The organism is Microbacterium sp. LWO12-1.2, from assembly GCF_040675875.1.
Taxonomy (GTDB): Bacteria; Actinomycetota; Actinomycetes; order Actinomycetales; family Microbacteriaceae; genus Microbacterium.
The window spans coordinates 3,911,431-3,934,840 of sequence record NZ_JBEGII010000001.1; the positions used below are offsets into that span (position 1 = coordinate 3,911,431).

General features: G+C 68.3%; 22 protein-coding genes. 14 read left to right on the forward strand and 8 right to left on the reverse strand.

Annotation, left to right across the window (positions count from 1 at the left end):
* Window positions 1-12 precede the first annotated feature (12 nt).
* Window positions 13-678: a TMEM175 family protein gene (locus MRBLWO12_RS18640; protein ID WP_363558193.1), complete on the reverse strand. Its 666-nt coding sequence runs from the start codon at window positions 676-678 to the stop codon at window positions 13-15.
* Between the two features lie 75 nt (window positions 679-753).
* Between MRBLWO12_RS18640 and tilS the strand changes: the two genes are divergently transcribed.
* Window positions 754-1,752: a tRNA lysidine(34) synthetase TilS gene (gene tilS, locus MRBLWO12_RS18645; RefSeq protein WP_363558195.1), complete on the forward strand. Its 999-nt coding sequence runs from the start codon at window positions 754-756 to the stop codon at window positions 1,750-1,752.
* A gap of 112 nt (window positions 1,753-1,864) precedes the next feature.
* On the opposite strand, the gene MRBLWO12_RS18650 is transcribed toward tilS, so the two are convergent.
* Complete coding sequence (locus tag MRBLWO12_RS18650) at window positions 1,865-2,458, reverse strand: DUF937 domain-containing protein (RefSeq protein WP_363558197.1); 594 nt, start codon at window positions 2,456-2,458, stop codon at window positions 1,865-1,867.
* A 138-nt stretch (window positions 2,459-2,596) separates the two neighbouring features.
* Here MRBLWO12_RS18650 and hpt point away from each other — a divergent pair, with 138 nt between their 5' ends.
* The 10 genes from hpt to MRBLWO12_RS18700 all read left to right on the forward strand — a co-directional run bounded on the left by hpt (window position 2,597) and on the right by MRBLWO12_RS18700 (window position 11,483).
* On the forward strand, window positions 2,597-3,148 hold the full coding sequence (gene hpt / locus MRBLWO12_RS18655) for a hypoxanthine phosphoribosyltransferase (RefSeq protein ID WP_141874361.1): 552 nt from the start codon (window positions 2,597-2,599) through the stop codon (window positions 3,146-3,148).
* Between the two features lie 192 nt (window positions 3,149-3,340).
* A complete protein-coding gene (gene ftsH, locus MRBLWO12_RS18660; protein ID WP_363558199.1) occupies window positions 3,341-5,341 on the forward strand; it encodes an ATP-dependent zinc metalloprotease FtsH in 2,001 nt (666 codons plus the stop codon).
* A gap of 2 nt (window positions 5,342-5,343) precedes the next feature.
* Complete coding sequence (gene folE, locus MRBLWO12_RS18665; protein WP_363558201.1) at window positions 5,344-5,964, forward strand: GTP cyclohydrolase I; 621 nt, start codon at window positions 5,344-5,346, stop codon at window positions 5,962-5,964.
* Entirely contained in the window at window positions 5,961-6,782 is an 822-nt protein-coding gene (gene folP, locus MRBLWO12_RS18670; RefSeq protein WP_363558203.1) for a dihydropteroate synthase, read from the forward strand. The genes folE and folP overlap by 4 nt, the downstream gene beginning before the upstream one ends.
* A gap of 166 nt (window positions 6,783-6,948) precedes the next feature.
* Complete coding sequence (folB, locus tag MRBLWO12_RS18675) at window positions 6,949-7,344, forward strand: dihydroneopterin aldolase (protein ID WP_363558205.1); 396 nt, start codon at window positions 6,949-6,951, stop codon at window positions 7,342-7,344.
* A complete protein-coding gene (gene folK, locus MRBLWO12_RS18680) occupies window positions 7,341-7,880 on the forward strand; it encodes a 2-amino-4-hydroxy-6-hydroxymethyldihydropteridine diphosphokinase (protein WP_363558207.1) in 540 nt (179 codons plus the stop codon). The genes folB and folK overlap by 4 nt, the downstream gene beginning before the upstream one ends.
* Complete coding sequence (locus MRBLWO12_RS18685; protein WP_363558209.1) at window positions 7,877-8,359, forward strand: DUF3180 domain-containing protein; 483 nt, start codon at window positions 7,877-7,879, stop codon at window positions 8,357-8,359. Before folK ends, MRBLWO12_RS18685 begins: the two co-directional genes overlap by 4 nt.
* A complete protein-coding gene (locus tag MRBLWO12_RS18690; RefSeq protein WP_363558211.1) occupies window positions 8,310-8,891 on the forward strand; it encodes a PH domain-containing protein in 582 nt (193 codons plus the stop codon). Before MRBLWO12_RS18685 ends, MRBLWO12_RS18690 begins: the two co-directional genes overlap by 50 nt.
* Window positions 8,888-10,786: a PH domain-containing protein gene (locus tag MRBLWO12_RS18695; RefSeq protein ID WP_363558213.1), complete on the forward strand. Its 1,899-nt coding sequence runs from the start codon at window positions 8,888-8,890 to the stop codon at window positions 10,784-10,786. Before MRBLWO12_RS18690 ends, MRBLWO12_RS18695 begins: the two co-directional genes overlap by 4 nt.
* A 4-nt stretch (window positions 10,787-10,790) precedes the next feature.
* Window positions 10,791-11,483 (forward strand): DUF2520 domain-containing protein, encoded by a 693-nt coding sequence (locus tag MRBLWO12_RS18700; protein ID WP_363558215.1) that lies wholly within the window; start codon window positions 10,791-10,793, stop codon window positions 11,481-11,483.
* Window positions 11,484-11,528: 45 nt separating this feature from the next.
* On the opposite strand, the gene MRBLWO12_RS18705 is transcribed toward MRBLWO12_RS18700, so the two are convergent.
* Entirely contained in the window at window positions 11,529-13,391 is a 1,863-nt protein-coding gene (locus tag MRBLWO12_RS18705; RefSeq protein WP_363558217.1) for a DUF2207 domain-containing protein, read from the reverse strand.
* Window positions 13,392-13,472: 81 nt separating this feature from the next.
* On the opposite strand from MRBLWO12_RS18705, the gene lysS reads away from it, so the two are divergent.
* On the forward strand, window positions 13,473-15,014 hold the full coding sequence (gene lysS, locus MRBLWO12_RS18710) for a lysine--tRNA ligase (RefSeq protein WP_363558219.1): 1,542 nt from the start codon (window positions 13,473-13,475) through the stop codon (window positions 15,012-15,014).
* Here the strand turns inward: lysS and MRBLWO12_RS18715 are convergent.
* Window positions 15,007-16,140 carry a DUF4192 family protein gene (locus MRBLWO12_RS18715; RefSeq protein WP_363558221.1) on the reverse strand — a complete coding sequence of 378 codons (1,134 nt, stop codon included), beginning with the start codon at window positions 16,138-16,140 and terminating at the stop codon, window positions 15,007-15,009. The genes lysS and MRBLWO12_RS18715 overlap by 8 nt on opposite strands.
* A 124-nt stretch (window positions 16,141-16,264) precedes the next feature.
* Between MRBLWO12_RS18715 and MRBLWO12_RS18720 the strand changes: the two genes are divergently transcribed.
* Window positions 16,265-16,438: a hypothetical protein gene (locus tag MRBLWO12_RS18720; protein ID WP_247629042.1), complete on the forward strand. Its 174-nt coding sequence runs from the start codon at window positions 16,265-16,267 to the stop codon at window positions 16,436-16,438.
* Between the two features lie 91 nt (window positions 16,439-16,529).
* Window positions 16,530-17,990, forward strand: coding sequence for a cardiolipin synthase (gene cls, locus MRBLWO12_RS18725; RefSeq protein WP_363558223.1), 1,461 nt, complete (start codon window positions 16,530-16,532; stop codon window positions 17,988-17,990).
* Window positions 17,991-18,084: 94 nt separating this feature from the next.
* Here cls and MRBLWO12_RS18730 read toward each other — a convergent pair whose 3' ends face one another.
* The 4 genes from MRBLWO12_RS18730 to MRBLWO12_RS18745 form a co-directional block, all read right to left on the reverse strand.
* The gene (locus tag MRBLWO12_RS18730) at window positions 18,085-19,416 is read right to left on the reverse strand and encodes an ABC transporter substrate-binding protein (protein WP_363558225.1); all 1,332 of its coding nucleotides are present in this window, start codon (window positions 19,414-19,416) and stop codon (window positions 18,085-18,087) included.
* Window positions 19,417-19,481: 65 nt separating this feature from the next.
* Window positions 19,482-20,378, reverse strand: a complete 897-nt coding sequence (locus tag MRBLWO12_RS18735) for a carbohydrate ABC transporter permease (RefSeq protein WP_363558227.1) — start codon at window positions 20,376-20,378, stop codon at window positions 19,482-19,484.
* Window positions 20,375-21,301 (reverse strand): carbohydrate ABC transporter permease, encoded by a 927-nt coding sequence (locus MRBLWO12_RS18740; protein ID WP_363558229.1) that lies wholly within the window; start codon window positions 21,299-21,301, stop codon window positions 20,375-20,377. The genes MRBLWO12_RS18735 and MRBLWO12_RS18740 overlap by 4 nt, the downstream gene beginning before the upstream one ends.
* On the reverse strand, window positions 21,298-23,313 hold the full coding sequence (locus MRBLWO12_RS18745) for a beta-galactosidase (protein WP_363558231.1): 2,016 nt from the start codon (window positions 23,311-23,313) through the stop codon (window positions 21,298-21,300). Before MRBLWO12_RS18745 ends, MRBLWO12_RS18740 begins: the two co-directional genes overlap by 4 nt.
* Window positions 23,314-23,410 lie beyond the last annotated feature (97 nt).

Sequence of the window (23,410 nt, forward strand, 5' to 3'; positions counted from 1 at the left end):
GGCGAGGTCTGATCAGGCACCGCTGGGCGCGGTCGCTGGAGGGTCATCCGGGGTGCGCTGCCGGAACAGGCGATTCAGCAGGCGGCTCATCGGGTCGCTCAGCAGCAGGAGCAACAAGCCCCAGTAGCCGTTCGGGGATGCCGCGACGGCGATCGCGAGCGCTGCGGCGAACAGCACGATCGCGGCGAGGTCGCCGATCACCCCCGCGCGGATGGTCTGAGGCAGCGCGGTGGTGAGTTCGGGGTGGCGCCCCAGATACAGCCATCCGGCCAGGGTCGTGACCTGCGTCATGATGAGCGTCCCGATGTAGACCACCGCCTGCAGCGAGTCGGAGTCCATCTGACCGATCATGGCGGTGGGGACCGGCAGCCACACGATGGTCGCCATCCACGCGACGTTGATCCACAGCAGCGGACCAGTGATCCACTCCACGTCCCGGTACTGGCGGTGGTGTCCCATCCAGAACGTCGCGATGAGCAGGAAGCTCAGCCCGAAACTCAGCAGCTGGCCGGCGTGCTCGGCGAGGAAGTCGGCGGTTCCGATGTTCCCCGAGGCGGCATCCGACACGGATTCCATGAGCGGCAGGATCAGCAGCGTCATGGCGATCGCCACCACGGCATCGACGAACGCCTTGAAACGTTCGGTCCGGAACGGTCGTGCGTCCGAGTGTTCTGCCACGGCGCCAGGATAGACCGCCCGCCATCTGTGGTCGATCGTGCACGCCGAACACGGTGCGTGTCCTACCGTGGAGGGGTGCCGTCGCTCTCACCCGTCATCGCCGAGATCCGCCTGGCCGTGCGCACTGCGCTCGCCGGACTGCCCGAAGGATCGACCGTCCTGGTCGGACTCTCCGGCGGGGCGGACTCGCTCGCGCTGACCGCCGCCACCGTCTTCGAAGCGCGGAGTCGCGGCATCCACGTGCTGAGTGCGACAGTCGATCACGGACTGCAGGAAGGCTCTTCCCTCATCGCGAGCACGGCGGCGGTCGCGGCAGAGGGAGTCGGTGTCGAGGACGCGCTGCAGACCCGTGTCGAGGTCGACCGGTCATCCGGTGCAGGCATCGAAGCGGCCGCGCGCGACGCCCGGTACGCCGCACTCGCCGGCATCGCACGCGCGGAGAAGGCAACGGCTGTGCTGCTCGGCCACACACTCGACGACCAGGCGGAGACCGTGCTGCTGGGCCTCGCCCGCGGCTCGGGCGCGACCAGCCTGCAGGGGATGGCTCCGATGCGCGAGGACGAGGACGGACTCCGGTGGATCCGCCCGCTGCTCGGCGTGCGCCGGGAGACGACCCGAGCGTTCTGCGCCGCATCCGTCCTCGAATTCTGGGATGACCCCCACAACCTCGACGACCGCTTCGCCCGCGTGCGCGCACGTGAGACCGTGCTGCCGGTGCTGGAGGCCGAGCTCGGCCCTGGCATCGCCGAGGCGCTCGCCCGCACGGCCGAGCAGTTGCGGGAGGACGCCGAGGCGTTCGACGAGATGATCCACGAGACGATCGAGGACATCGTCGAACACGCGGAAGCCGGCATCTCGGTCAGCGTGGCCGCGCTCGCCGCGAACCCTGCGGCGCTGCGGAACCGCATCATCCGTCTCGTGGTCGACAGCGAGTTCGGCGTGAGTCTCACCCGCGCGCAGACGCTCGAGGTGGCGCGTCTCGTGACGGACTGGTCGGGCCAGGGGCCGATCGACCTGCCAGGATGCTCCGCCGCACGCAGCGGCGGACAGGTCGTGTTCGCCGCGCGCAGCTGACTCCCTCGCTCACACTTTTGCGGCCCAAGACGACTTCTGCGGCCCCTCGTGTGTGAGGAGGCCGCAGAAGTTGAGGATGGCCGTCGTCGTGGCGACCCCGGATGAGTGGTGGTTACTTCTTGCCGCCGAGGAGGCCGCCGAGCAGCCCGCCCAGGTCGATGCCGCCGCCGGAGCTGCTGTTGCCCCCTCCGAGCAGACCGCCGAGCACGTCGCCGATGCCGCCGCCGGAGCCGCTGTTGCCGCCGCCGCCCAGCAGACCACCGATGAGGTCGCCGATGCCGCCCGAGCTCTCGGAGCCGGCATCCGCCTTCTCCGCCTTGCCCTTGTTGGCGTTCGCGATCAGACCCATGACGATGGGCGCGAGGATCGGGAGCAGCTTGCCGAAGTCGATACCGGCGGTCGCCTTCGACTCGGTGAGCTGCTGAGTGACCTGCTTCTCGTTCGCTCCGAGGATGTGGCTGACGATCTTGCCGCCGTCGGCCTCATCGATGTCGTCGACCGTGGAGACGCTCTTGGCGCCCTCGTGCTTCTTCAGAGCCGCCTGGATCGCGGAGGAACCTTCGTCGGTCTCTGCGTTCTTGGCCAGACCGCCCAGAAGCACGGCGCCGCCCTGCTCGACCGCGGCCTTGGCGACGTCGGGGGAGACGCCGAGCTTCGCGGCGATGTCGTCGATCGGCACCTGCTTGAGGATGTCGTCAAGGGCCATGGTGAATCCTTCCGTCGGTGGGCGCGAGCCCGTCTCACCGCTCACAGTAGTGCGGATGCTTGGGGTGCGGGGGAGCAGATCAGGGGGATCCCCCACACCGAGGACGGAGCATCCGATCCTGTCGCCTAAAATCGATCCATGCGCGCCGCGGAGATCCAGGATGACCTTGCACAGATCCTCGTCACAGAGGAGGAGATCCTCGCCAAGCTCGACGAGCTGGCGACGCAGGTCGCCGCGGACTACGCCGGGAAGGACCTGATCCTCGTCGGCGTGCTCAAAGGCGCGGTCATGGTGATGGCCGACTTCGCCCGGGCGCTCCCGTTCCACGCGCCGATGGACTGGATGGCCGTGTCGAGCTACGGTGCCAGCACGAAGTCGAGCGGCGTGGTGCAGATCCGCAAGGACCTCGACACCGATCTCAACGGCAAGCACGTGCTGATCGTCGAAGACATCATCGACTCCGGCCTGACCCTCAGCTGGCTGCTGGAGAACTTCGAGTCCCGCGGCGCCGAGTCGATCGAAGTGCTCGCCCTGCTGCGCAAGCCCGAGGCAGCGAAGGTCGTGATCGACTGCCGCTACGTCGGCTTCGACATCCCCACGGACTTCGTCGTCGGCTATGGCCTCGACTACGACGAGCGCTACCGCAACCTGCGCGACGTCGCCGTGCTCGCCCCGCACGTCTACAGCTGACGCTTCGACAGGCTCAGCGACCCAGAGGTCTGCCCAGCGACCCAGGGGTCGGCATAGCGACCCAGGGGTCGGCATAGGCGCCCCGGAGCGAGAACCGAGCCCCTGCACGATGGGCCCCTGAGCGTGTCGAAGGGTACGCCGTGGGCGAATCACAGCAAGCGGCAAAGAAGGGCGCGATACGCTGATCCGATCATGGATGTGAAGAAGATCACCAGGAACCCCCTGATCTACGTGGCGCTGATCGGTCTGCTGCTGTTCGGCGGCTTCCTGCTGATCTCGAACCTCGGTGCGCCCAAGCAGATCACCACCCAAGAGGGTCTGAAACTGCTCGCCGGCACCACGGTCACCGAGGTCGTCACCACCGACGGTGATCAGCGCGTCGACATGACGCTGTCGAAGGCGTTCGAGGGCTCCGAGAACGTGCAGTTCTACTACGTCGACGCCCGGGCCGACGAGGTCGTCGCGGCGATCAACGACGCCGACCCCAAGGATGGCTTCAACGACGCGGTGCCGCGTGCCACCTGGTTCGACGGCTTCATCTCTCTGCTCCTCCCGCTCGTGCTGCTCGGCCTCCTGTTCTGGTGGCTGCTGTCGTCGATGCAGGGTGGTGGCGGCAAGGTCATGCAGTTCGGCAAGTCGAAGGCGAAGCTCGTCAACAAGGAGACGCCCACCGTCACCTTCGCCGACGTGGCCGGCGCCGACGAGGCGATCGAAGAGCTCCACGAGATCAAGGAGTTCCTGCAGGACCCCGCGAAGTTCCAGGCGATCGGCGCCCGCATCCCGAAGGGCGTGCTGCTGTACGGCCCTCCCGGAACCGGCAAGACCCTCCTCGCCCGCGCCGTCGCCGGTGAGGCCGGAGCCCCCTTCTACTCGATCTCCGGATCGGACTTTGTCGAGATGTTCGTCGGTGTCGGCGCCTCGCGTGTGCGCGACCTGTTCAACGTCGCCAAGGAGAACGCGCCCGCGATCATCTTCATCGACGAGATCGACGCCGTCGGTCGTCACCGCGGCGCCGGCATGGGCGGCGGCAACGACGAGCGTGAGCAGACCCTGAACCAGATGCTCGTCGAGATGGACGGCTTCGACCCCAACGCAAACGTCATCGTGATCGCGGCGACGAACCGTCCCGACATCCTCGACCCCGCGTTGCTGCGTCCCGGTCGTTTCGACCGTCAGATCGGCGTCGACGCCCCCGACCTCAAGGGCCGCCAGAAGATCCTCGAGGTGCACAGCAAGGGCAAGCCGCTCGCGAAGAGCGTCGACCTCGAGGTCGTCGCCCGCAAGACCCCCGGATTCACGGGTGCCGACCTCGCGAACGTGCTGAACGAGGCCGCGCTGCTGACCGCGCGCTCGAACGCACAGCTGGTCGACAACCGCGCCCTCGACGAGGCCATCGACCGCGTGATCGCCGGCCCGCAGCGGCGCACCCGCGTGATGAAGGACAAGGAGAAGCTCATCACGGCCTACCACGAGGGCGGACACGCTCTGGCGGCGGCGGCGATGAACTACACCGACCCTGTGACCAAGATCACGATCCTGCCGCGTGGCAAGGCCCTCGGCTACACGATGGTGCTGCCGCTGGACGACAAGTACTCGATCACCCGCAACGAGCTGCAGGACCAGCTGACCTACGCCATGGGTGGCCGTGTCGCGGAGGAGATCATCTTCCACGACCCCACCACCGGCGCCTCGAACGACATCGAGAAGGCGACGTCGATCGCCCGCAAGATGGTCATCGAGTACGGCATGACCACACAGGTCGGCCCGGTCAAGCTCGGTACCGAAGGCGGCGACATGTTCGTCGCCCGCGACATGGGGCGTGGCCGCGAGTACTCCGAGAAGGTCGCCGAGCGCGTCGACGCCGAAGTGCGGGCGCTCATCGAGCAGGCGCACAACGAGGCGTACACGGTGATCAGCGAGAACCGCGACATCCTCGATCGTCTCGCGCTGGCCCTGCTCGAGGAGGAGACCCTCGACCACAACCAGATCGCGGAGATCTTCACCGAGATCAAGAAGCTCCCCGAACGTCCGCTGTGGCTGTCGAGCGAGGATCGTCCGGTGTCCGAGCGTCCTCCGATCGAGGTGCCCAAGAAGGACGTCTCGCTCGCCGCCTCCGTCGAGGCGCCTGCCGCGGCCGCCCGCACGCAGACGGGATCGGCCGGCGCCGGTCAGGCACGTCCAGCGACGGCCTGAGCGTGGCCGTCGACAGAGGTCGCGTCGAACGGCTCACCAGAGAACTGCTCGAAGCGATAGGGGAGGACCCCGACCGCCCAGGGCTGAAGCAGACGCCCGCACGCATGGGCGAGCTCTACTCGGAGTTCTTCTCCGGGGTCGGTGAGGATGCCGCGGAGCCGCTCGCGCGCACCATCAGCGTCACTCGTGGTCCCGCCCCCGACACGCTCCCCTCCGGAGCGGTGCTGCTGCGCGACATCCGTTTCCGCTCGGTGTGCGAGCACCATCTGCTGCCGTTCGCCGGTCGCGCACACCTCGCCTACCTCCCCGGTGAGCAGGTCGTCGGGCTGGGGGCGCTCGTGCGTGTCGTCGAGATCCTCGCCTCGCGACCGCAGGTGCAGGAGCGGCTCGGCGAGCAGATCGCCGACACGATCGCGGAGCACCTCGACACCCGAGGCGTGCTCGTCGTGCTCGACGCCAGCCACGGCTGCGTCACGATGCGCGGCGGACGCCAGCCCGAAGCCTCCACCCTCACGATCGCAGCGCGGGGGGAGTACACCGACCCGATCGCGAGGGCCGAGCTCATCGCGCTCATCGGCGCTTCGGCAGTGGCGGGGACTCAGGGTTCCGGGTTCCAGGGATGACCGGGATCTGGGGGATCGTCAACGTCACCCCTGACTCGTTCAGCGATGGCGGGCGCTACTTCGACGTCGACCGCGCGGTCGCACAGGGCCTGCAGCTTCGCGCCGACGGTGCCGCCGTGCTCGATATCGGCGGAGAGTCGACCCGTCCCGGAGCGGAACGTGTCAGCGCGGACGTCGAGCAGCAGCGGGTGCTCCCCGTGATCGAGCAGCTGGTCGCGGCAGGGGTGCCGGTGAGCATCGACACGATCAACGCCTCCACTGCTGCCGCCGCCGTGCGGGCAGGGGCGAGGATCGTGAACGACGTATCGGGTGGTCTCGCCGATCCGGACATGCGCGCTGCCGTCGCCGAGTCCGGCGCCGATTTCGCGATCGGGCACTGGCGCGGCTTCTCGGACGACATGTACGCGCACGCGGAATATCGCCGTGCCGCCAGAGAGGTCGCGGGTGAGCTGCAGGAGCGCATCGGCGAAGCCGCGGCATCCGGTATCGCCCCCTCCCGGCTGATCATCGATCCGGGTATCGGCTTCGCGAAGGCGGGGGACCAGAACTGGGATGTGCTGCGCGGGCTCGACGAGATCGTCGCGCTCGGACCTCGGGTGCTGATCGGCACCTCGCGCAAGCGCTTCCTCGCCGAGACCCTGCGGCAGTCGGCCGGCGATACGCCGGTCGATGCCGATGTGTCGGAGCGACGGCGCGATCTCGCCACCGCTGTCACCAGTGCGCTCGCGGCGCGTGCAGGGGTATGGGCGGTGCGCGTGCACGACGTCGCCTCCACCCGCGATGCCCTCGCGATCACCCACGCCTGGGACGGCCGCTGAGTCGTCCTCTCGGTGCGGTCGGCGGGTCGCGCGTCCACAACTCAGGACGATTCGGGCGGGGCGGCGGGGCGGCGCGCGTGCTTCTGCGGAGGGGCCCAGCGCGGCTGCGGCTCTTCCTGAGTTGCGAACGGGAGCGGTGGCCGGGGGGCCGCCGTACGCTAGGGGCATGGACTCCCTCGACCAGATCGAACTGACCGGCCTCACCGTGTTCGGCCGACACGGTGTCTACGACCACGAGCGCGAGAACGGGCAGGAGTTCACGGTCGACCTGCGGTTGTCGCTGTCGCTGGAGCAGGCCGCAGCGACCGATGATGTGAGCGACACCGTGCACTACGGAGAGCTGGCCGAGAAGGTCGCAGCCGTCGTCGCGGGGGAGCCGGTGGACCTCATCGAGACCCTCGCCTCGCGGATCGCCGACGTCACGCTGGAGGACCAGCGTGTGCAGTTCGTGACGGTCACGGTGCACAAACCGCATGCCCCGATCCCGCTCACATTCACCGACGTCGCGGTCTCGGTCCATCGAGGGCGCAAGCCCGCCGCACTGGAGGACATCACCGCATGAGCCGCAACCTGACGATCCCGCCGAACATCCCGCCGTCCCGCGGGGGCCGCACGGAGACGGTGGCCGTCGTCGCACTCGGGGCCAACCTCGGCGATCGGAAGGCGACCATCCGTGCAGCGGCGGAGCGCATCGCCCGCCTCCCGTTGGTCGCGGACGTGCGCCTCTCGAGCCTCTTCGAGACCGTCGCCGTGCGTCTCGACGGTCCCGACCCGGATGCCCCCGGCTACGTGAACGCGGTCGCCCTCGTCACCACAAGGCTCGCCCCCGAGATCCTGCTCGGGATGCTGCACGCCATCGAAGACGAGAACGGTCGGGAGCGCCACCAGCGCTGGGGTGACCGCACGCTCGACCTCGACCTCATCACGTACGGCGATGTCGTCTCAGACGATCCCCGTGTGCAGCTCCCGCACCCTCGTGCGGCCGAGCGCCTCTTCGTGCTGGAACCCTGGTTGGACCTCGACCCCGACGCCGAGCTGCAGGGCCACGGCCGGGTGGCCGACCTCGTCGAGGAGCTGCGGGCTCGGGGCGACGGATGAAACGCACGTCGGCGGGGCTGCTCGTGGTGCTGGCGATGTTCGCAGCCGGGGGCGGGTATCTGCTCGATCAGCTGCTCACCGCGGGCGGACGCGCAACGTTCACTCCCTCCCTCCTGCTCCCGGTGCTGCTCCTGCTGATCGCGGCCGCAGCGCTCGGCGTCTCGTGGCCGGTGCGGCACAGCGTGCGCTCCGGCATCCGCATCGATCCGTTCCGCGCGCTGCGGGCGGCGACACTCGCTCGGGCATCGAGCCTGGTCGGCGCGCTCATGGCCGGCTTCGGCGCCGGGCTCCTGGTGTTCCTGCTCTCCCGCCCCATCGATCCCCCGGTAGGGTCGACAGTGGCCATGCTGGCCCTGATCGGGAGTGCGATCGTGCTCGTGATCGCCGCGCTCATCGCCGAACAGTTCTGCACCCTGCCGAAGGATCCTGATGACTCAGAACCCAGAGACCTCGCCCCTGAACCCGGCGGAGGGCACTGACCTCGCCGCGCTCGACGAAGGCACGTACACGCAGTTGCGGACGGCTCGCAATGAGGCCCGACTCGAGCTCGACGGTACCTGGCACCAGATCTCGCCGCGCTACGTCGTGTCGCAGTTCGTGCAGAACGCGATCTTCCTGGTCTTCGTGGTGGTCGCCGCGGTCGTGCTCAACGTCGTCCTCTCACAGGACTGGGTCTGGATCCCGGCCGGGGTCATCATCCTGATCACCCTCGTCACGTTGATCATCCTGCCGCGGCAGGCGAAGGCGATCGGATACATGCTCCGCGCCGACGACATCGTCTTCCGCAAGGGAATCCTGTGGCAGCGGATGATCGCCGTGCCGTACGGGCGCATGCAGCTCGTCGACATCACGCAGGGACCGCTCGACCGAGCCTTCGGCATCACCCAGCTCAAGATGGTGACAGCGGCCGCCACCACCGGCGTGCAGATCCCGGGCCTCACCCAGCGTGCGTCCGAGGCGCTGCGCGACACCCTGATCGAAGTGGCCGAGACCCGCCGGACCGGCCTGTGAGCGAGCAGTTCCCGGCGCCGCCGACGCCCTCCGCCGCGCAGGGTGCGCCGGCCGCAGAATCTCTGACGCTCGCCGACGGCGAGTGGCACCGCATGCACCCGCTCACCCCGCTCTTCAAGGGCGGGCTGGTGCTGATCGTCGTCGCGGGTATCGTGATCGCGAACATGCGCGACCGGGTCATCGCCTGGGTCGTCGACATCTTCGAGCCCGACGCGCATTACGGCGACTACACCGGCGGCGACCCCGTCGACTGGGTCCTCGAGAACAACCTGATCCTGATCGCGCTGCTCAGCGTGCTCGGGCTGCTCATCGTCCTGATCCTGGTCTTCTGGTTCATCTGGCGCTTCCACCAGTTCCGCATCACCGGCGATCACGTCGAGGTGCGCAAGGGCATCGTCTTCCGGTCGCACCGACGGGCCCCGCTCGACCGTGTGCAGGGGGTCAACCTGACCCGGCCGTTCCCCGCCCGCATCATCGGGCTCGCCAAGCTCGAGGTCGTGGGAGCCGGCAATGACGCGAACGTCGAGCTCGAGTACCTGGCGACCGGACGGGCGGAGTCGGTCCGCTCCGACATCCTCCGCCTCGCCTCTGGTGCGCGCGCCGCGCGGCAGACCGCGGTGGCTGCCGCCTCCGGCGTTCCGGCCGCACCCGGCGCCCCGGCGACGGCCCGCGCCCAGCTCGTCGGGTCGATGAACGACGGCGTCACCGGGATGATCGCGGGCGTCGACCTGGCCGATGTCGCTCCGGAGAGTGTCGTCAAGATCCCCACCGGTCGCCTGGTCGGCTCGCAGCTGATCTCCGGCGTGCTCTGGATCGTGTTCTTCGGAGTCATCTTCGCCGTCGCGATCGGAGGCATCTCGATCGGCGCGCTGATCGACGGCCAGGCCGCGAGCGGATTCATCGGACTGGGACTCCTGCTCGGCATGGGCATCCCGTTCGTGATCGCTGTCGTGGGTATCACCTGGGCGCAGATCTCGAAGTCGCTGCGCTACTCGATCGCACCGACGCCCGACGGCGTGCGCATCACCTACGGTCTGCTGACCACGGTGACCGAGACGCTCCCGCCCGGACGCATCTTCGCGGTCGAGGTCTCGCAGTCGCTGCTGTGGCGGCCGTTCGGCTGGTGGACGATCAAGATCAACAGGATGAGCGGCAAGAGCGCGTCGCAGCAGCAGTCGGGCAGCGCCCAGCAGTTCAACGTGGTGCTCCCCGTCGGCAAGCGCCCCGATGTCGAACGTGTGCTCGGGCTGATCCTCCCCGACGTGCCTGCGAGCGACATCCCTCTCATCTGGGAGCACGGCGTGCTCGGACCGGTCGACGGAGATCCCTATCGCACCATCCCGAAGCGCGCGTGGTGGCGTCGTCCGGTGTCGTGGAAGCGCCACGGCTTCGCGGTCACGGACTTCGGTCTGCTGCTGCGCCGCGGCATCGTGTGGCGCAAGCTCGCGGTGTTCCCGCTCGCGCGTCTGCAGGGCGTCTCGCTCGCGCAGGGCCCGATCGATCGCGCGCAGCGCGTATCGGGAGCTCAGGTGCACACGGCGCCCGGACCCATCACGGGATTGCTCTCCGGCCTCGAGCGTGACGACGCGCTCTCGCTGCTGGATGAGGTGAGCCGTGCCGCCGCTGCCGCTGCCGCGCGCGACACCACGCATCGCTGGAGTGCGGCGGCGACCGCGACCGCGGCTCCGGTCGCGCCTCCTGCGCCTCCCGCGCCTCCGCTTCCCGGCGGGCAGGTTCTGCCGCCTGCGCCACCTGCGGCGCCGTATGGGGGAACGCCGATGCCGCCCGCGCCTCCGGTCGCCCCGCCGGCGGCAGCTCCTGCTCCGCCGGTGCTGCCGCCTGCTCCGCCGGCAGCGCCGCCTGCGCCACCGGTCGTGCCTCCGACGGGGGACTGACCGCATGGTGAGGGACGGACGCCTCGGCGTCGGCATCATCGGTGCAGGTCGGGTCGGGCCGGTGATCGGTGCGGCACTCGGAGGTGCCGGTCATGCCGTCGTCGGCATCACGACCGGCTCGGACGACGAACGTGCGTCGGCCGTGCTGCCGGATGTGCCGGTGCTGGACGCGCTCGAGGTCGTCCGTCGTGCCGAGCTCGTCATCCTCGCCGTGCCGCATGACCAGCTGCCCTCGCTCGTCGCGGGCATCGCCGAGGTCGGCGGATGGCAGATCGGCCAGCTCGTGCTGCACACCGATCCGGCTTATGGCATCGAGGTCCTGCGTCCCGCGGCCGAGCGCGGGGCGATCCCTTTGGCGGTCCACCCGGCGATCACCTTCACGGGAACGTCGATCGATCTCCGGCAGCTTCCCGCGAGTTTCGCGGCCGTGACTGCGCCGGCAGCCGTGCTGCCGATCGCGCAGGCTCTCGCCGTGGAGATGGGATGCGAGCCGGTCGTCATCGCCGAAGAGGATCGTGCCGTCTACGCCGACGCCATCCAGACCGCGGCGGACTTCTCGCGCTCGATCATCGGGCAGTCCACGGCGCGACTGCGGGAGATCGGCGTGGAGAATCCGGGCGGTTACCTCTCCGCGCTGGTGCAGTCGACGGTCGAGCGGGCGCTGCGCGAAGCCTCGGAACCGCCGCCGCTCCTCTGATCCGCGGCTGCTGGCCGCGCCAGAGGTCCGCAGCCGGCTGGCACGTCAGCGGCCTCCGGAGAAGCCGCCTCCACCGCCGCCGCCGGAGAATCCTCCGCCGAAGGATCCTCCCGAACTCGACGAACTGCTCGCCGAGGGAGCCGTGTAGGTGGCCGCCTGGTGCGACGTCATCGCGAACGCGGCGAGCTGCATGCGCAGGTAGGGAGAGGTCGGGTCGCCGATCCAGCCGGGACCGCGCCGCTCCACGGAGTATGCGTGCTCGAGCACGCGTCCCCACTCGTCTTCCATCCCGAACAGCATCGCGTAGGGGAGCAGCCGCTCGTAGACCAGGATCACGTTCGCTGAGCCGTCCTGACGCCGCTCGGCACCACTGTAGGACTGGAGCATACGGAGTCGGTCTTCTTCGGCGACGCGGATGAACTCCTCTACGCCCTTCAGATACTCGAGCTGCCTCGCGCCCTCGACCGTCAGCACGGTGTGCTTCGAGAACGTGTAGAAGCTCGAGATCAGCACGACAACCACGCCGAAGCCGATCGCGACCATCGCGGGAATCGCGGAGATCCGCCCGCTGATCACGCCGGACAGTCCGAGGGCGAGGCCGACCGCGCCGATGGCGATCGCGCACCACTGCAGGATCATCGCGCCGCGGCTGCGCGCCCTGGTGGTGTACCCGCGGGTTTCCGCGGCCGCCTTTCCGCTCTGCTGCAGGGCCGCCATCCGTCCGGCAAAGCTCTCGCTCGACGAAGGGAGCACCGCGACGCCCTCGCTGTCCGCGCCGACGAACAGCGCGTCGAGAGCTTCGACGTCGAGCTGGTCGGGGATCCGCGTGCCGGGCAGTCTCCGCAGACGCGGCTGCTCGACATCCGATCCCTCCTCGATCCGGAGCGTGCCGCGCACGGCGAGATGCACGATCTCGGCGGGGATCGGGTCCTTCGCGCCCGGGACGATCGCGGCCGCGAGCAGCGGGGGCATCGAATCGGGCACGTCGTACTGCGCGACGATGATCCCGTCCGCCGTGCGGCGTCGTCGTGTCGTGGCCGTCACCGCGACCCATCCGGCGACCGAAAGTCCCACCGCTCCGACGGCAGCGACCGCAGGGCCGATGTCAGTCCCCGCGTTCGGCTGCCGTGCAGGGGCCTGGGTCGCCGTGCCCTGCTCGAACCCGATCGCGACGGTCACGCCGTCGCCGGCCGCGCGTTCGCCGGATTCGACGTGGAACACCGCGGTGTCGCCGTCGAACTCCGGCTCCTCGATCGGGCACTCCGTGGACGAGCCGGAGAACCCGGAGTAGCAGCGGGCCGATCCGGTCAGGTGGGCGCTCAAGGTGGGGTCGACGACGATGTCGGCGCTGAACGATTCGATGGCCTGCGTGCTGTCGAGGGGGAGGAGATCCCAGTAGAACTCATCGACGCCGTTCTCGGCGGCCAGGATGACGTCGCGCATCGAGTATTCGATCACGTAGGTGTTCAGGCCCTGCACGTAGTCGTCCGTGCCGGTGAGGATGTAGAGCACGCCGTCGTCGTTCTCGGTCTCGAACGGCACATCGGCGCCGGTCTCGTCGGTCACAGACAGCACCGCGGTGTCGGTCCACGCGCCTTCGTAGCTGGTGGGAAGGCCGCGGACGATCCCGCGGTTCTGGTCGAAGTCGGGGAATCGCGCGACGAGGGTCTCGGTGACGTGCATCCGGGAGCGGCCGTCGTCGTCCAGTCCGATCTCGTATCGCGCATCCCACGAGGCGTAGGAGAACGCGTCGACGTCCTCTTCGGCGACGGCGACGGCGACGGCGGCGGAGGCGAGGGCAGGCGCAGTGCCCGGCGTGGAGGCCGCTGCCGCGGACGGCATCAGCGCGAGGCCGGAGACGGCGAGAGCGAGCGCGGCGAGCGAGCGGGCGATCCGTGTGGCGACCATACTTCGAGGCTACCCAGGCGACGCCCATGAGTCGGCACCCGACCTCGGTAAACTGGACACGACTTTTCAAGGAGCCCCGCAATGACTGACGCGTCCGCCGCGCCCGAGCAGAACCCGAACGACCCTTCCACGGGCTCGGGTGACGACGACATCCACGAGCAGAAGGCCGTGCGGCTCGCCAAGCGCGAGCGCCTGATCGAGAAGCGTGCGGATGCGGCGGGCGGGGCGTTCCCTGTGGCCGTCCCGGTCACGCACGCGATCCCGGCGCTCCGCGCCGAGTACGGCGAGCTCGAGGCCGGTGCCGAGACCGGCGTCGTGGTGGGCATCGCCGGCCGCGTGGTCTTCAGCCGGAACACCGGCAAGCTCTGCTTTGCGACGCTGCAGGCCGGCGACGGCTCGCGTATCCAGGCCATGATCTCGCTCGCGAACGTCGGCGACGAGTCGCTGGCGGACTGGAAGGAGTACGTCGACCTCGGAGATCACGTCTTCGTGCACGGAGAGGTCATCTCCAGCCGCCGTGGCGAGCTCTCGATCATGGCGGACGCCTGGGCGATCGCCTCCAAGGCGATCCTCCCGTTGCCGAACGCGTACTCCGAGCTCAGCGAGGAAGGTCGCGTCCGCAGCCGTTACCTCGACCTGATCGTGCGTGAGCAGGCCCGCACCACCGTGCGTGCCCGCGCTGCCGTGAACGCGAGCCTGCGGGAGACGTTCACGTCGCACGACTACCTCGAGGTCGAGACCCCCATGCTGCAGGTGCAGCACGGCGGCGCCTCGGCGCGCCCGTTCGTCACCCACTCGAACGCCTTCGACACGGAGCTGTACCTGCGTATCGCTCCGGAGCTGTACCTGAAGCGCGCCGTCGTCGGCGGCATCGAACGGGTCTACGAGATCAACCGCAACTTCCGCAACGAGGGCGCCGACTCGACGCACAGCCCCGAGTTCGCGATGCTCGAGGCATACCAGGCCTACGGCGACTACAACCAGATGGCTGCGCTCACGCAGGAGCTCGTGCAGAAGGCCGCGATCGCGGTCTCCGGCTCGACCACCGTGACCTGGGCCGACGGCACCGAGTACGACCTGGGCGGCGAGTGGGACCGTATCTCGATGTACGAGTCGCTCTCGGCCGTATCGGGTCGCACCGTGACGCCGCAGGACGCGGTCGAGGACCTGATCGCCTTCGCCGAGGCGAACGGCGTGGACGTGCCGCCGCAGGCCACGCACGGAAAGCTCGTGGAAGAGCTGTGGGAGCACTTCGTGAAGGGCGACCTCGTCCGGCCGACCTTCGTGATGGACTTCCCCGTCGACACCTCGCCGCTGGTGCGTGAGCACCGCTCGATCGACGGTGTCGTGGAGAAGTGGGACCTGTACATCCGCGGATTCGAACTCGCCACCGGATACTCGGAGCTCGTCGACCCCGTGATCCAGCGTGAGCGCTTCCTGGAGCAGGCGAAGCTCGCCGCCCGTGGTGACGTCGAGGCCATGCCCATCGATGAGGAGTTCCTGCGGGCGCTCGAGCACGGCATGCCGCCGTCCGGCGGAATGGGAATGGGCATCGACCGACTGCTCATGGCGATCACGGGACTCGGCATCCGCGAGACGATCCTCTTCCCGCTCGTCAAGTAGTCGTCCCTTCGGGGGGAGTCGCATCGCGCCGGAACGTCCATTCCGGGAGCATGGTGGCTTCGACGATCGTGCGCAGAAGCGCGGCGAGACCGTACTGCGGATCGATGTCGTGCACGAGGTCGAGATAGTGTCCGGCATGGCTGGAGCGCCCCAGCGCCCACGACAGCCATGCCGCGGCCGTGAGCGGTCCCGGTCGCGAGGCACGAGGCGCGGCGGCGGCCGCATGCCGCACGACCCCGAGTGCCAGCCGTAGACGATCGGCATCGGGTGCCGGCCCCATGCCCAGGAACACCGCTCCCAGCTCGTCCGAGATCATGCGGCCGTCCCGCGCGAACGACAGCTGCGCCTGGAGCGTGCGGATTCCCGCGTCGACGCCCGTGGCCCACTGTGCGAGGGCGACGTCACGGAAGACCGGGCGATCCAGGCACCAGAGCAGAGCCGCCGTCACGTAGGTCGGCGCGTCCTGCGGGTTCTCGAGCACCGACTCGAAGAACGCCGGGATGTCGGCGAGTGCAGCGATCGCGGCGAGCACGGCCGGACTCTCGTCGCCGGTCAGCGGGCCGATCGCATCCTGGTCGAGTACCTCGCCGATATCGCGCAGAGCGCGGGCGACGCGCTCCTTCCTGGCGAGGTCCGCCGCCGGAAGGGCCGTTCCCGCCAGCTGGTCACCTGCCACGTCGCCGAGTCCCGGTACTTCCGGAACCGCGAGCTCGTCGAGACCGCCGAGGCGAGGTTCATCGGCCAGATAGCTCGACCAGCCGCGCGGTGTCACGCACAGGGCGTCGACGATACGCAGGCCTGCGTCCTCGGCACACCACAAGAGCTCGTCGACCGCGACCGCGACCGGCAGCACGAGCCCGTCGGCCGTGCTCTCCGGACCCTCATCGGAATAGACCACGACGGCGACGGCATCCGTTCCGGTCACGCGGGCTATGAGGCCGACCGCCGCGTCGGCGTAGGCCTCGAGGTCGGTGTCGCCCGATGGGAGGTCGAGACGCATCGCTCCGTGTGTGCGGGAGCCCTGGAAAGGCAGGAGCACGACGCTGCGGCGAGGCGTGAACCCGGCGAGGGCCGGAACGATGCCGAGGAAATCGGCGGAATCTGAGGCGCGGAGAACTGTGGTCATGACCCGAGTGTCGGGGCGGTGGCGCTGCCGCCGGGGCGAAATCGAGCGATGTGGATGGAATCCGTCGATGGCCGCGGGTGGGGACGAAGAGTCGGGGAGAGCGATCGCCGCGTACCATGGGGGTATGGAGAACTTCTGGCTCGCAGTGGCATGGTCGCTCTTGCCGACCATCGGTGTCAGCATCGTCTTCTTCATGGTCGTCCGCGGAATCCTCCGTTTCGACCGCACCGAGCGCAAAGTGCACGCGCAGATCGAGGCAGAAGAGCGCGCAGCGCGAGGCCTCCCTCCGCGCTCCTGAGCGGGGTCGCACCCATCGGCTACTGTGTAGCCAGCGCACGGGAGACCGTGCCGGCCTGCCGCGATCGTCGACGCAGGGGTGAGGGGACACGATGACCGCGGAGACCTGGGGCTGGTGGATCGCCGCATTCCTCCTGTTGCTCGACCTCGTCATCCGTGCGACGGCGATCATCGTCATCCCACGAAACCGTCGACCCACCGCAGCGATGGCCTGGCTACTCGCGGTGTTCTTCATCCCGTTCGTCGGCGTCTTCCTGTTCCTCCTGATCGGAAATCCTCGCCTCCCGCGCGCGAGACGGCGCAAGCAGGATCAGATCAACGAGTACATCGCCGAGACCAGTGAGAACCTCCACTTCGGCACCCTGCGTCCGAACGCCCCCGCCTGGTTCGGACCGATCGTGCAGATGAATCAGAAGCTCGGGGCGCTGCCGCTCTCCGGAGACAACGGTGCGCACCTGATCTCCGACTACCAGGAGTCGCTCGACGAGATGGCCGAGGCCATCCGCACTGCGCAGGAGTACGTGCATGTCGAGTTCTACATCCTGCAGGCCGACGAGGCGACAGACAACTTCTTCCGGGCTCTCGAGGAGGTCTGCGCGCGCGGCGTCGAAGTGCGCGTGCTCCTCGACCACTGGGCGAACCGGTGGAAGCCGCGCTACCGCGAGACGGTACGCCGACTCGACGCGATGGGGGCCGACTGGCACCTGATGCTGCCGGTGCAGCCGCTGAAGGGGCGCATGCAGCGTCCCGATCTGCGCAACCACCGCAAGCTCCTCGTCGTCGACGGGACCATCGCATTCCTCGGTTCGCAGAACGTGACGGACTCGACCTACAACCTGCCCAAGAACATCAAACGCGGTCTGCACTGGGTCGACCTGATGGTCCGCCTCGACGGCCCCGTGGTGCTGAGCGTCAACGCCATCTTCGTCGCCGACTGGTACAGCGAGACCGATACGGTGCTGGAAGGCATCGACATCACGCACGCGGACATCGGCTCCGGCGACCTCGACTGCCAGGTCGTGCCCTCAGGCCCGGGGTTCGAGGTCGAGAACAACCTCCGCCTTTTCCTCGGACTGCTGTACGCGGCGAAGCAGCGCATCATGATCGTCAGCCCGTACTTCGTGCCCGATGAGGCCCTGCTGCTGGCGGTCACCGCGGCGGTCGATCGCGGCGTCAGCGTCGAGCTCTTCGTGTCGGAGGAGGGTGACCAGGCGATGGTCTACCACGCCCAGCGGAGCTACTACGAGGTGCTGCTCAAGGCGGGCGTGCGCATCTGGATGTATCGGAAGCCCTACATCCTGCATACCAAGAGCCTGACGATCGACGACGAGGTCGCCGTGATCGGGTCCAGCAACATGGACATGCGCTCGTTCGGTCTGAACCTCGAGGTCTCGATGCTGGTCCGCGGTGAGGAGTTCGTCACGGAGATGCGCGAGGTCGAGGACAAGTACCGCTCTCTGAGCCGTGAGCTGACCCTGGAAGAGTGGATGCAGCAGCCGCTGCGCTCGACCGTGCTCGACAACCTCGCGCGGCTCACCTCCGCCCTGCAGTAGGGCTGCACCCGGGACGCCGCCGCACACCGGATACGACGATGCCGCGGGAACCAGCGCTGGGCTGACTCCCGCGGCATCGGGCTGGCGGATCAGATCACTCGGCGACGGGGATCGCCTGTGCCTTCAGCGTCGAGATCGTCGACTCCTGTGCGGACTGCAGCGACTCGAGCAGCGTGCCCTGACCCGTGACGGCCTTCTGGAAGCCGTCCGACACGTCGGCGTAGGTCTGCGTCATGGTCGGGCCCCACACGAAGTCGGGGTTGACCTGCGACGCCGCCTCGGCGAACACGTCGTAGATGGGCTGGCCGCCGTAGAACTCGACGCCCTCCTTGAGCGACGCGAGGTTCAGCCCGTCGGTGGTGGCCGGGTAGATGTTGGCCGACTTGTTCAGCGCGGTCAGCGCCTCATCCGAAGTGTTCAGCCACAGCGCGAACTTCGTCGCCTCGTAGAGGTGCTCTGTGCCCTTGAAGACCGCGACCGAGGAACCGCCCCAGTTGCCCGAGCTCGTGCCGCCCGCTTCCCACTGCGGGGATGCCGCGACGGACCACTTGCCTGCGGTGTCGGGAGCGCCGCTCGCGATGGAGTTCGCACCCCACACGGCAGAGTTCCACGACCACACCTCGCCGGAGTTGTAGGCGTTGTTCCACTCCTCGGTCCAGGCAGGGTAGGTGGACACGAGGTCCTCGTCGAGGAGCTCCTGCCAGTAGTCGGCGACCTGGGTGGTCGCGTCATCGGTCAGGTCGACGGTCCACTTCTCGCCGTCGTTCGCGAACCATCCGCCGTTGTTCTGCCACACGAAACCGGCGAACTGGTTGATGTCCGCGGTGGAGAAGTTGGTGATGTAGCCACCGGCTGCGCGGACCTTCACCGCAGCGGCCTTGTACTCCTCCCAGGTCGTGGGGACGTCGATGCCGTTCGCCTCGAACAGGTCGGAGCGGTAGAACAGCGCCATGGGACCGGAGTCCTGCGGGATGCCGTACACGCCGTCCTCGCTGCCGAGCGTGACCTGACCCCAGGTCCACGGGATGAACTCGTCCTCAGCGGCGACGACGTCTTCGCACGCGGAGAGGTCGGCGAGGCCGTCCTGCACGCGGAAGCTCGACAGCGCGTCGTACTCGATCTGGCCGAGGTCGGGGGCGTTGCCTGCCTTGAGCTGGCTGAAGAAGCTCTGGTAGGTGCCGGAGTTGCCGTTCGGTCCGGTCTGGACCTTCACCTGGATGTCGGGGTTCTCCTCGTTCCACATCGCGGCGACATCTTCGATGCCGGGGATCCACGACGTGAACTCGAGCGTGACCTTGCCGTCGGCGGGGGTGCACGTGGCAGCATCCGCGCTGCCGTCCGTGCCGCTGCCTGCCGCGCATCCCGCCAGCGCGATGGCGCTGAGCAGTGCGACGCCGGTGGCGACTGCCCTCTTGGTGTGCTGCATGATCTTCCTCTTTCGGTGGGGTGTTTCGGGTGTACAGGGAGACCGCCGGGGCCCGGCGGCGTAGGTCATTTCACAGAGCCGTTGCCGAGGCCGCTCTGCCAGAACCGCTGCAGCATCAGGAAGGCGATGATGAGCGGGATGATCGACAGGAACGATCCGACGAGCACGTAGGTGCGCAGCTCGGGGATCTGGTTGAGCTGCGTGTTCCACGCGAACAGTCCGTAGGTGATGGGGAACAGCTCCTGGCTGCGCAGCATGATCAGCGGCAGGAAGAAGTTGTTCCAGATGGTGACGAACTGGAACAGGAACACGGTGATCAGCGCCGGGGTCATCAGTCGGACCGAGATCGTGAAGAAGGTGCGCACTTCGCCGGCGCCGTCCAGTCGACCCGCCTCGATCAGCTCGTCCGGCACCGACGCCGAGGCGAAGATGCGCGTCAGGTACACGCCGAACGGACTCACGATGCTCGGCAGCAGCACGGCCCAGAAGGTGTTGGTGAGATTCACCTGGCTGAACAGCAGGAACAACGGCAGTGCGAGTGCGGTGGCCGGGACCAGGACGCCGCCCAGCACGACGTTGAAGAACAGCTCGCGACCCGGGAACCGGTACTTCGCCAGCGCGTAGCCGCACATGCCGGCGAACACCGTCGCGAGCAGGGCGCCGAGTCCGGCATAGCCGAGGCTGTTGAGGATCCAGCGCAGGTAGATACCGCCGTCGTAGCTGATGAGGTCGCCGATGTTCTCGAACAGGTTCCAGTCCGCGAACCAGAGCGGCGCCGTAGTCAGCAGGTCGCCGCGGTCCTTCGTGGAGGCGATGAAGAGCCACCAGATCGGGGTGAGGAAGTACAGGGTGAAGACACCCATGATCAGCATCGCCGCGCCGCGGGAGATGAGGCTCTCGCGAGGCCCGCGCGGGGTCAGATCGTCGGCGGTCGCGCCGCGCTTCAGAGTCAGCATGCTCATTGCTCAGCCTTCCGCTGGGAGATCTTCAGGAATGTGAACGACAGGATGAACGTCGCCAGAGCCAGCACGACGGAGAATGCGGCCGCGAGGTTCGTGTTCGGGATCGAGTTGGTGGCGTAGATGGTCATGTTCGGCGTGAAGGTGCTCGATACCGCGGCGCTGAAGGAACGGAACACCTGGGGCTCGGCGAGGAGCTGGAAGGTGCCGATGATGGAGAACACCGTCGTGAGGACGAGGGCCGGTGCGACCATCGGGATCTTGATGGACCAGGCGATGCGGATCTGTCCGGCGCCGTCGAGCCGAGCAGCCTCGTAGACCTCGGCGGGGATCGCCAGCAGCGCGGAGTAGATGATCAGCATGTTGTAGCCGACGAAGACCCAGGTCACGACGTTCGCGATCGACCACAGCACCATCTCCGGCGACAGGAAATCGATCGAGCGGGTGACGTCGGTGAACGGCGACAGGTTGGGGGAGTACAGGAAGCCCCACATGATCGCGGCGATCACACCGGGAACCGCATACGGTGCGAAGAACGCGAGGCGGAAGAACTTCTTGCCCTTGAGCACGGGGGAATCCAGCAGCAGGGCGAACAGCAGTGCGAGGCCGAGCATCACCGGCACCTGGACGACGCCGAACAGCAGCACACGGCCCACGGACTCCCAGAACGGGGCGTTGGCGAACACGTTGGCGTACTGCGTGAATCCGCCGAACACCTGCTGCGGCTGACCGTACGTGCCCTCGCGCTCGACGACGAGCAGCGACTGGTAGATCGCGTAGCCGATCGGGATCAGGTAGAAGAGCAGGAACAGCACGCCGAACGGGCCGGCGAAGAACGTGATCGCCCCCTTGTGCGGGGTGAATCGACGACCCGGCTGCTTTCGCCCCCTTCCCGACTCGGTGACGAGCAACTCTGTGGCGGTCATGCGATCGACTCCTCTCGAATGATGCGCACGGCTCCGGCGGGCACGACGACGTGCCCGCTCACCGCGGTCGAGGTGACCAGGTCGACGCCGGTGGCTTCGACGGTCACCTCCGCGGCGCCGTGGTTGACGATGAACAGATAGGACTGATCGGTGCTGCGGCGGCGCACGAGCTCGAGCGCGCTGAGATCGCCGACGACGGATGCCGGAGGCGTGAGATCCACCTCGGCCACGAGGCGCGCCATCAGGTCGCGGTAGGCGTCCGCGTTCGGGAGCGTGGCGAGGTACCAGGCCGTGCCCTCGCCCCAGCTGTTGCGCGTGATCGCGGGGGAGCCGTCGGCGGCGCTTCCCGTGAACGAGGCCACGACGTCGGCGGTGGTCGCCCGCCCGCGCTCCGCCCACAGACGCGCGTCCGAGCCGTCGCTCAGGTGCACGATGGTTTCTGCCGGGACCGGGGCGAACTCCTCGATGCGCACGCCGAGGGCGTCGCGGAACGGACCGGTGTAGCCGCCGGTGAAGATGCGATCCTGCTCGTCGACCGTGCCGCTGTAGAAGGTGACCAGAGCCGTTCCTCCCGAGGCGATCCAGTCGGTGATCACCGCGGCGTCCTCGGTGCGCACGAGGTGCAGACCGGGCACGACCACCAGGCGGTAGCCGTCGAGATCGCTGCCGGGGCGCACGACGTCGACCGTGATGCCGAGGTCGTGCAGTGCCTTGTAGGCGGCGTGCATCTGGTCCAGGTAGCCGATGGAATGGCTGGGGCGGGCATCCGCATCGGTCGCCCACCAGGACTCCCACGAGAAGACGATGGCCGCGTGTGCCTCGACCCGGGAGCCTGCCACCTCCGACACGCGCCCGAGGGCGGCGCCGAGCTCCGAGACCTCGCGCCAGACGGCGGTGTCGGTGCCGGCATGCGGGAGCATCGCGGAGTGGAACTTCTCGCTGCCCTGCACCGAAGCGCGCCACTGGAAGAAGCAGATGCCGTCCGCGCCGCGCGCGACGTGGGTGAGGGAGTTGCGCAGCAGCTCGCCGTCCCCCTTGGCGAGGTTGAGCGGCTGCCAGTTCACGGCACCGGTCGAGTGCTCCATCAGCAGCCACGGGGCGCCCTGGGCGAGCCCGCGCGTGAGGTCGGCGTTGAAGGCGAGCTCGGAAGTGGGGTCGGCGAGGCGGTGGTCGAGATAGTGGTCGTTCGCGACGATGTCCATGTCATCGGCCCACGACCAGTAGTCGAGGTTCTCGATGTGAGTGGTGACCATGAAGTTGGTCGTGATCGGTCGCGGGCTGAGCGGGCGGATGACCTCGGCCTCTGCCCGGTAGTAGCCGATCAACTGGTCCGAGCTGAAGCGGTGGAAATCGAGCGTCTGCCCGGGGTTGCGCAGTGACAGCGTGGCGCGCGGCGGGAGGATCTCGGCCCATTCGCGGTACGTCTGGCTCCAGAACGACGTGCCCCACGCTGCGTTGAGGGCGTCGATGTCCTGATACCGCTCGCGCAGCCAGAGGCGGAAGGCCGCGGCGCTCTCGTCGCAGTAGCAGAGGGCGTTATGGCATCCGAGCTCGTTCGACACGTGCCACAGCTCCACGGCGGGGTGATCGCCGTAGCGGCGGGCCACCTGCTCGACCAGCGCGAGCGCTGCGGTGCGGAAGATCGCCGAGCTGGGGCAGAACGCCTGACGCCCGCCGGGGTAGCGCCGCGTGCCGTCTTCGATCATGGGCAGGATCTCGGGGTGCGCAGTGGTGAGCCAGGCCGGGGGAGATGCGGTGCCGGTGCCGAGATTGATGCGGATGCCGCCGGCGTGTAGTCGCGCGACGATGTCGTCGAGACGGGAGAAGTCGTACTCGCCCGCGCGGGGTTCGATGTGCGCCCAGCCGAAGATGTTGATCGCCACCAGGTCGACGCCGATCTCCCGCATCAGCGCGATGTCCTCGTCCCACACCTCGGGAGTCCACTGCTCCGGGTTGTAGTCGCAGCCGAAGGCGATGCCGTCGTGGGTGAAGGGCCGTGCGGGGGTGGTCATGCGCTCCTCGGATCTGTGAACGTGCACAGTCCTGAGCGCCAATTCTCCGCACTGAGATTCTGTGAACGTGTACAGAGTAGACATCCCGCCTTCCCGC

Excerpts from the sequence above, each read along its gene's own strand:
- MRBLWO12_RS18705 (WP_363558217.1), bottom strand. The coding sequence starts at position 13,391 with ATGGTCGCCACACGGATCGCCCGCTCGCTCGCCGCGCTCGCTCTCGCC.
- hpt (WP_141874361.1), top strand. The coding sequence starts at position 2,597 with ATGCGCGCCGCGGAGATCCAGGATGACCTTGCACAGATCCTCGTCACA.
- MRBLWO12_RS18715 (WP_363558221.1), bottom strand. The coding sequence starts at position 16,140 with ATGACCACAGTTCTCCGCGCCTCAGATTCCGCCGATTTCCTCGGCATC.
- ftsH (WP_363558199.1), top strand. The coding sequence starts at position 3,341 with ATGGATGTGAAGAAGATCACCAGGAACCCCCTGATCTACGTGGCGCTG.
- MRBLWO12_RS18700 (WP_363558215.1), top strand. The coding sequence starts at position 10,791 with ATGGTGAGGGACGGACGCCTCGGCGTCGGCATCATCGGTGCAGGTCGG.
- cls (WP_363558223.1), top strand. The coding sequence starts at position 16,530 with ATGACCGCGGAGACCTGGGGCTGGTGGATCGCCGCATTCCTCCTGTTG.
- MRBLWO12_RS18720 (WP_247629042.1), top strand. The coding sequence starts at position 16,265 with ATGGAGAACTTCTGGCTCGCAGTGGCATGGTCGCTCTTGCCGACCATC.
- MRBLWO12_RS18730 (WP_363558225.1), bottom strand. The coding sequence starts at position 19,416 with ATGCAGCACACCAAGAGGGCAGTCGCCACCGGCGTCGCACTGCTCAGC.
- folK (WP_363558207.1), top strand. The coding sequence starts at position 7,341 with ATGAGCCGCAACCTGACGATCCCGCCGAACATCCCGCCGTCCCGCGGG.
- MRBLWO12_RS18685 (WP_363558209.1), top strand. The coding sequence starts at position 7,877 with ATGAAACGCACGTCGGCGGGGCTGCTCGTGGTGCTGGCGATGTTCGCA.
- lysS (WP_363558219.1), top strand. The coding sequence starts at position 13,473 with ATGACTGACGCGTCCGCCGCGCCCGAGCAGAACCCGAACGACCCTTCC.
- MRBLWO12_RS18745 (WP_363558231.1), bottom strand. The coding sequence starts at position 23,313 with ATGACCACCCCCGCACGGCCCTTCACCCACGACGGCATCGCCTTCGGC.
- MRBLWO12_RS18740 (WP_363558229.1), bottom strand. The coding sequence starts at position 21,301 with ATGACCGCCACAGAGTTGCTCGTCACCGAGTCGGGAAGGGGGCGAAAG.
- MRBLWO12_RS18735 (WP_363558227.1), bottom strand. The coding sequence starts at position 20,378 with ATGAGCATGCTGACTCTGAAGCGCGGCGCGACCGCCGACGATCTGACC.
- MRBLWO12_RS18690 (WP_363558211.1), top strand. The coding sequence starts at position 8,310 with ATGACTCAGAACCCAGAGACCTCGCCCCTGAACCCGGCGGAGGGCACT.
- folP (WP_363558203.1), top strand. The coding sequence starts at position 5,961 with ATGACCGGGATCTGGGGGATCGTCAACGTCACCCCTGACTCGTTCAGC.
- folB (WP_363558205.1), top strand. The coding sequence starts at position 6,949 with ATGGACTCCCTCGACCAGATCGAACTGACCGGCCTCACCGTGTTCGGC.
- MRBLWO12_RS18650 (WP_363558197.1), bottom strand. The coding sequence starts at position 2,458 with ATGGCCCTTGACGACATCCTCAAGCAGGTGCCGATCGACGACATCGCC.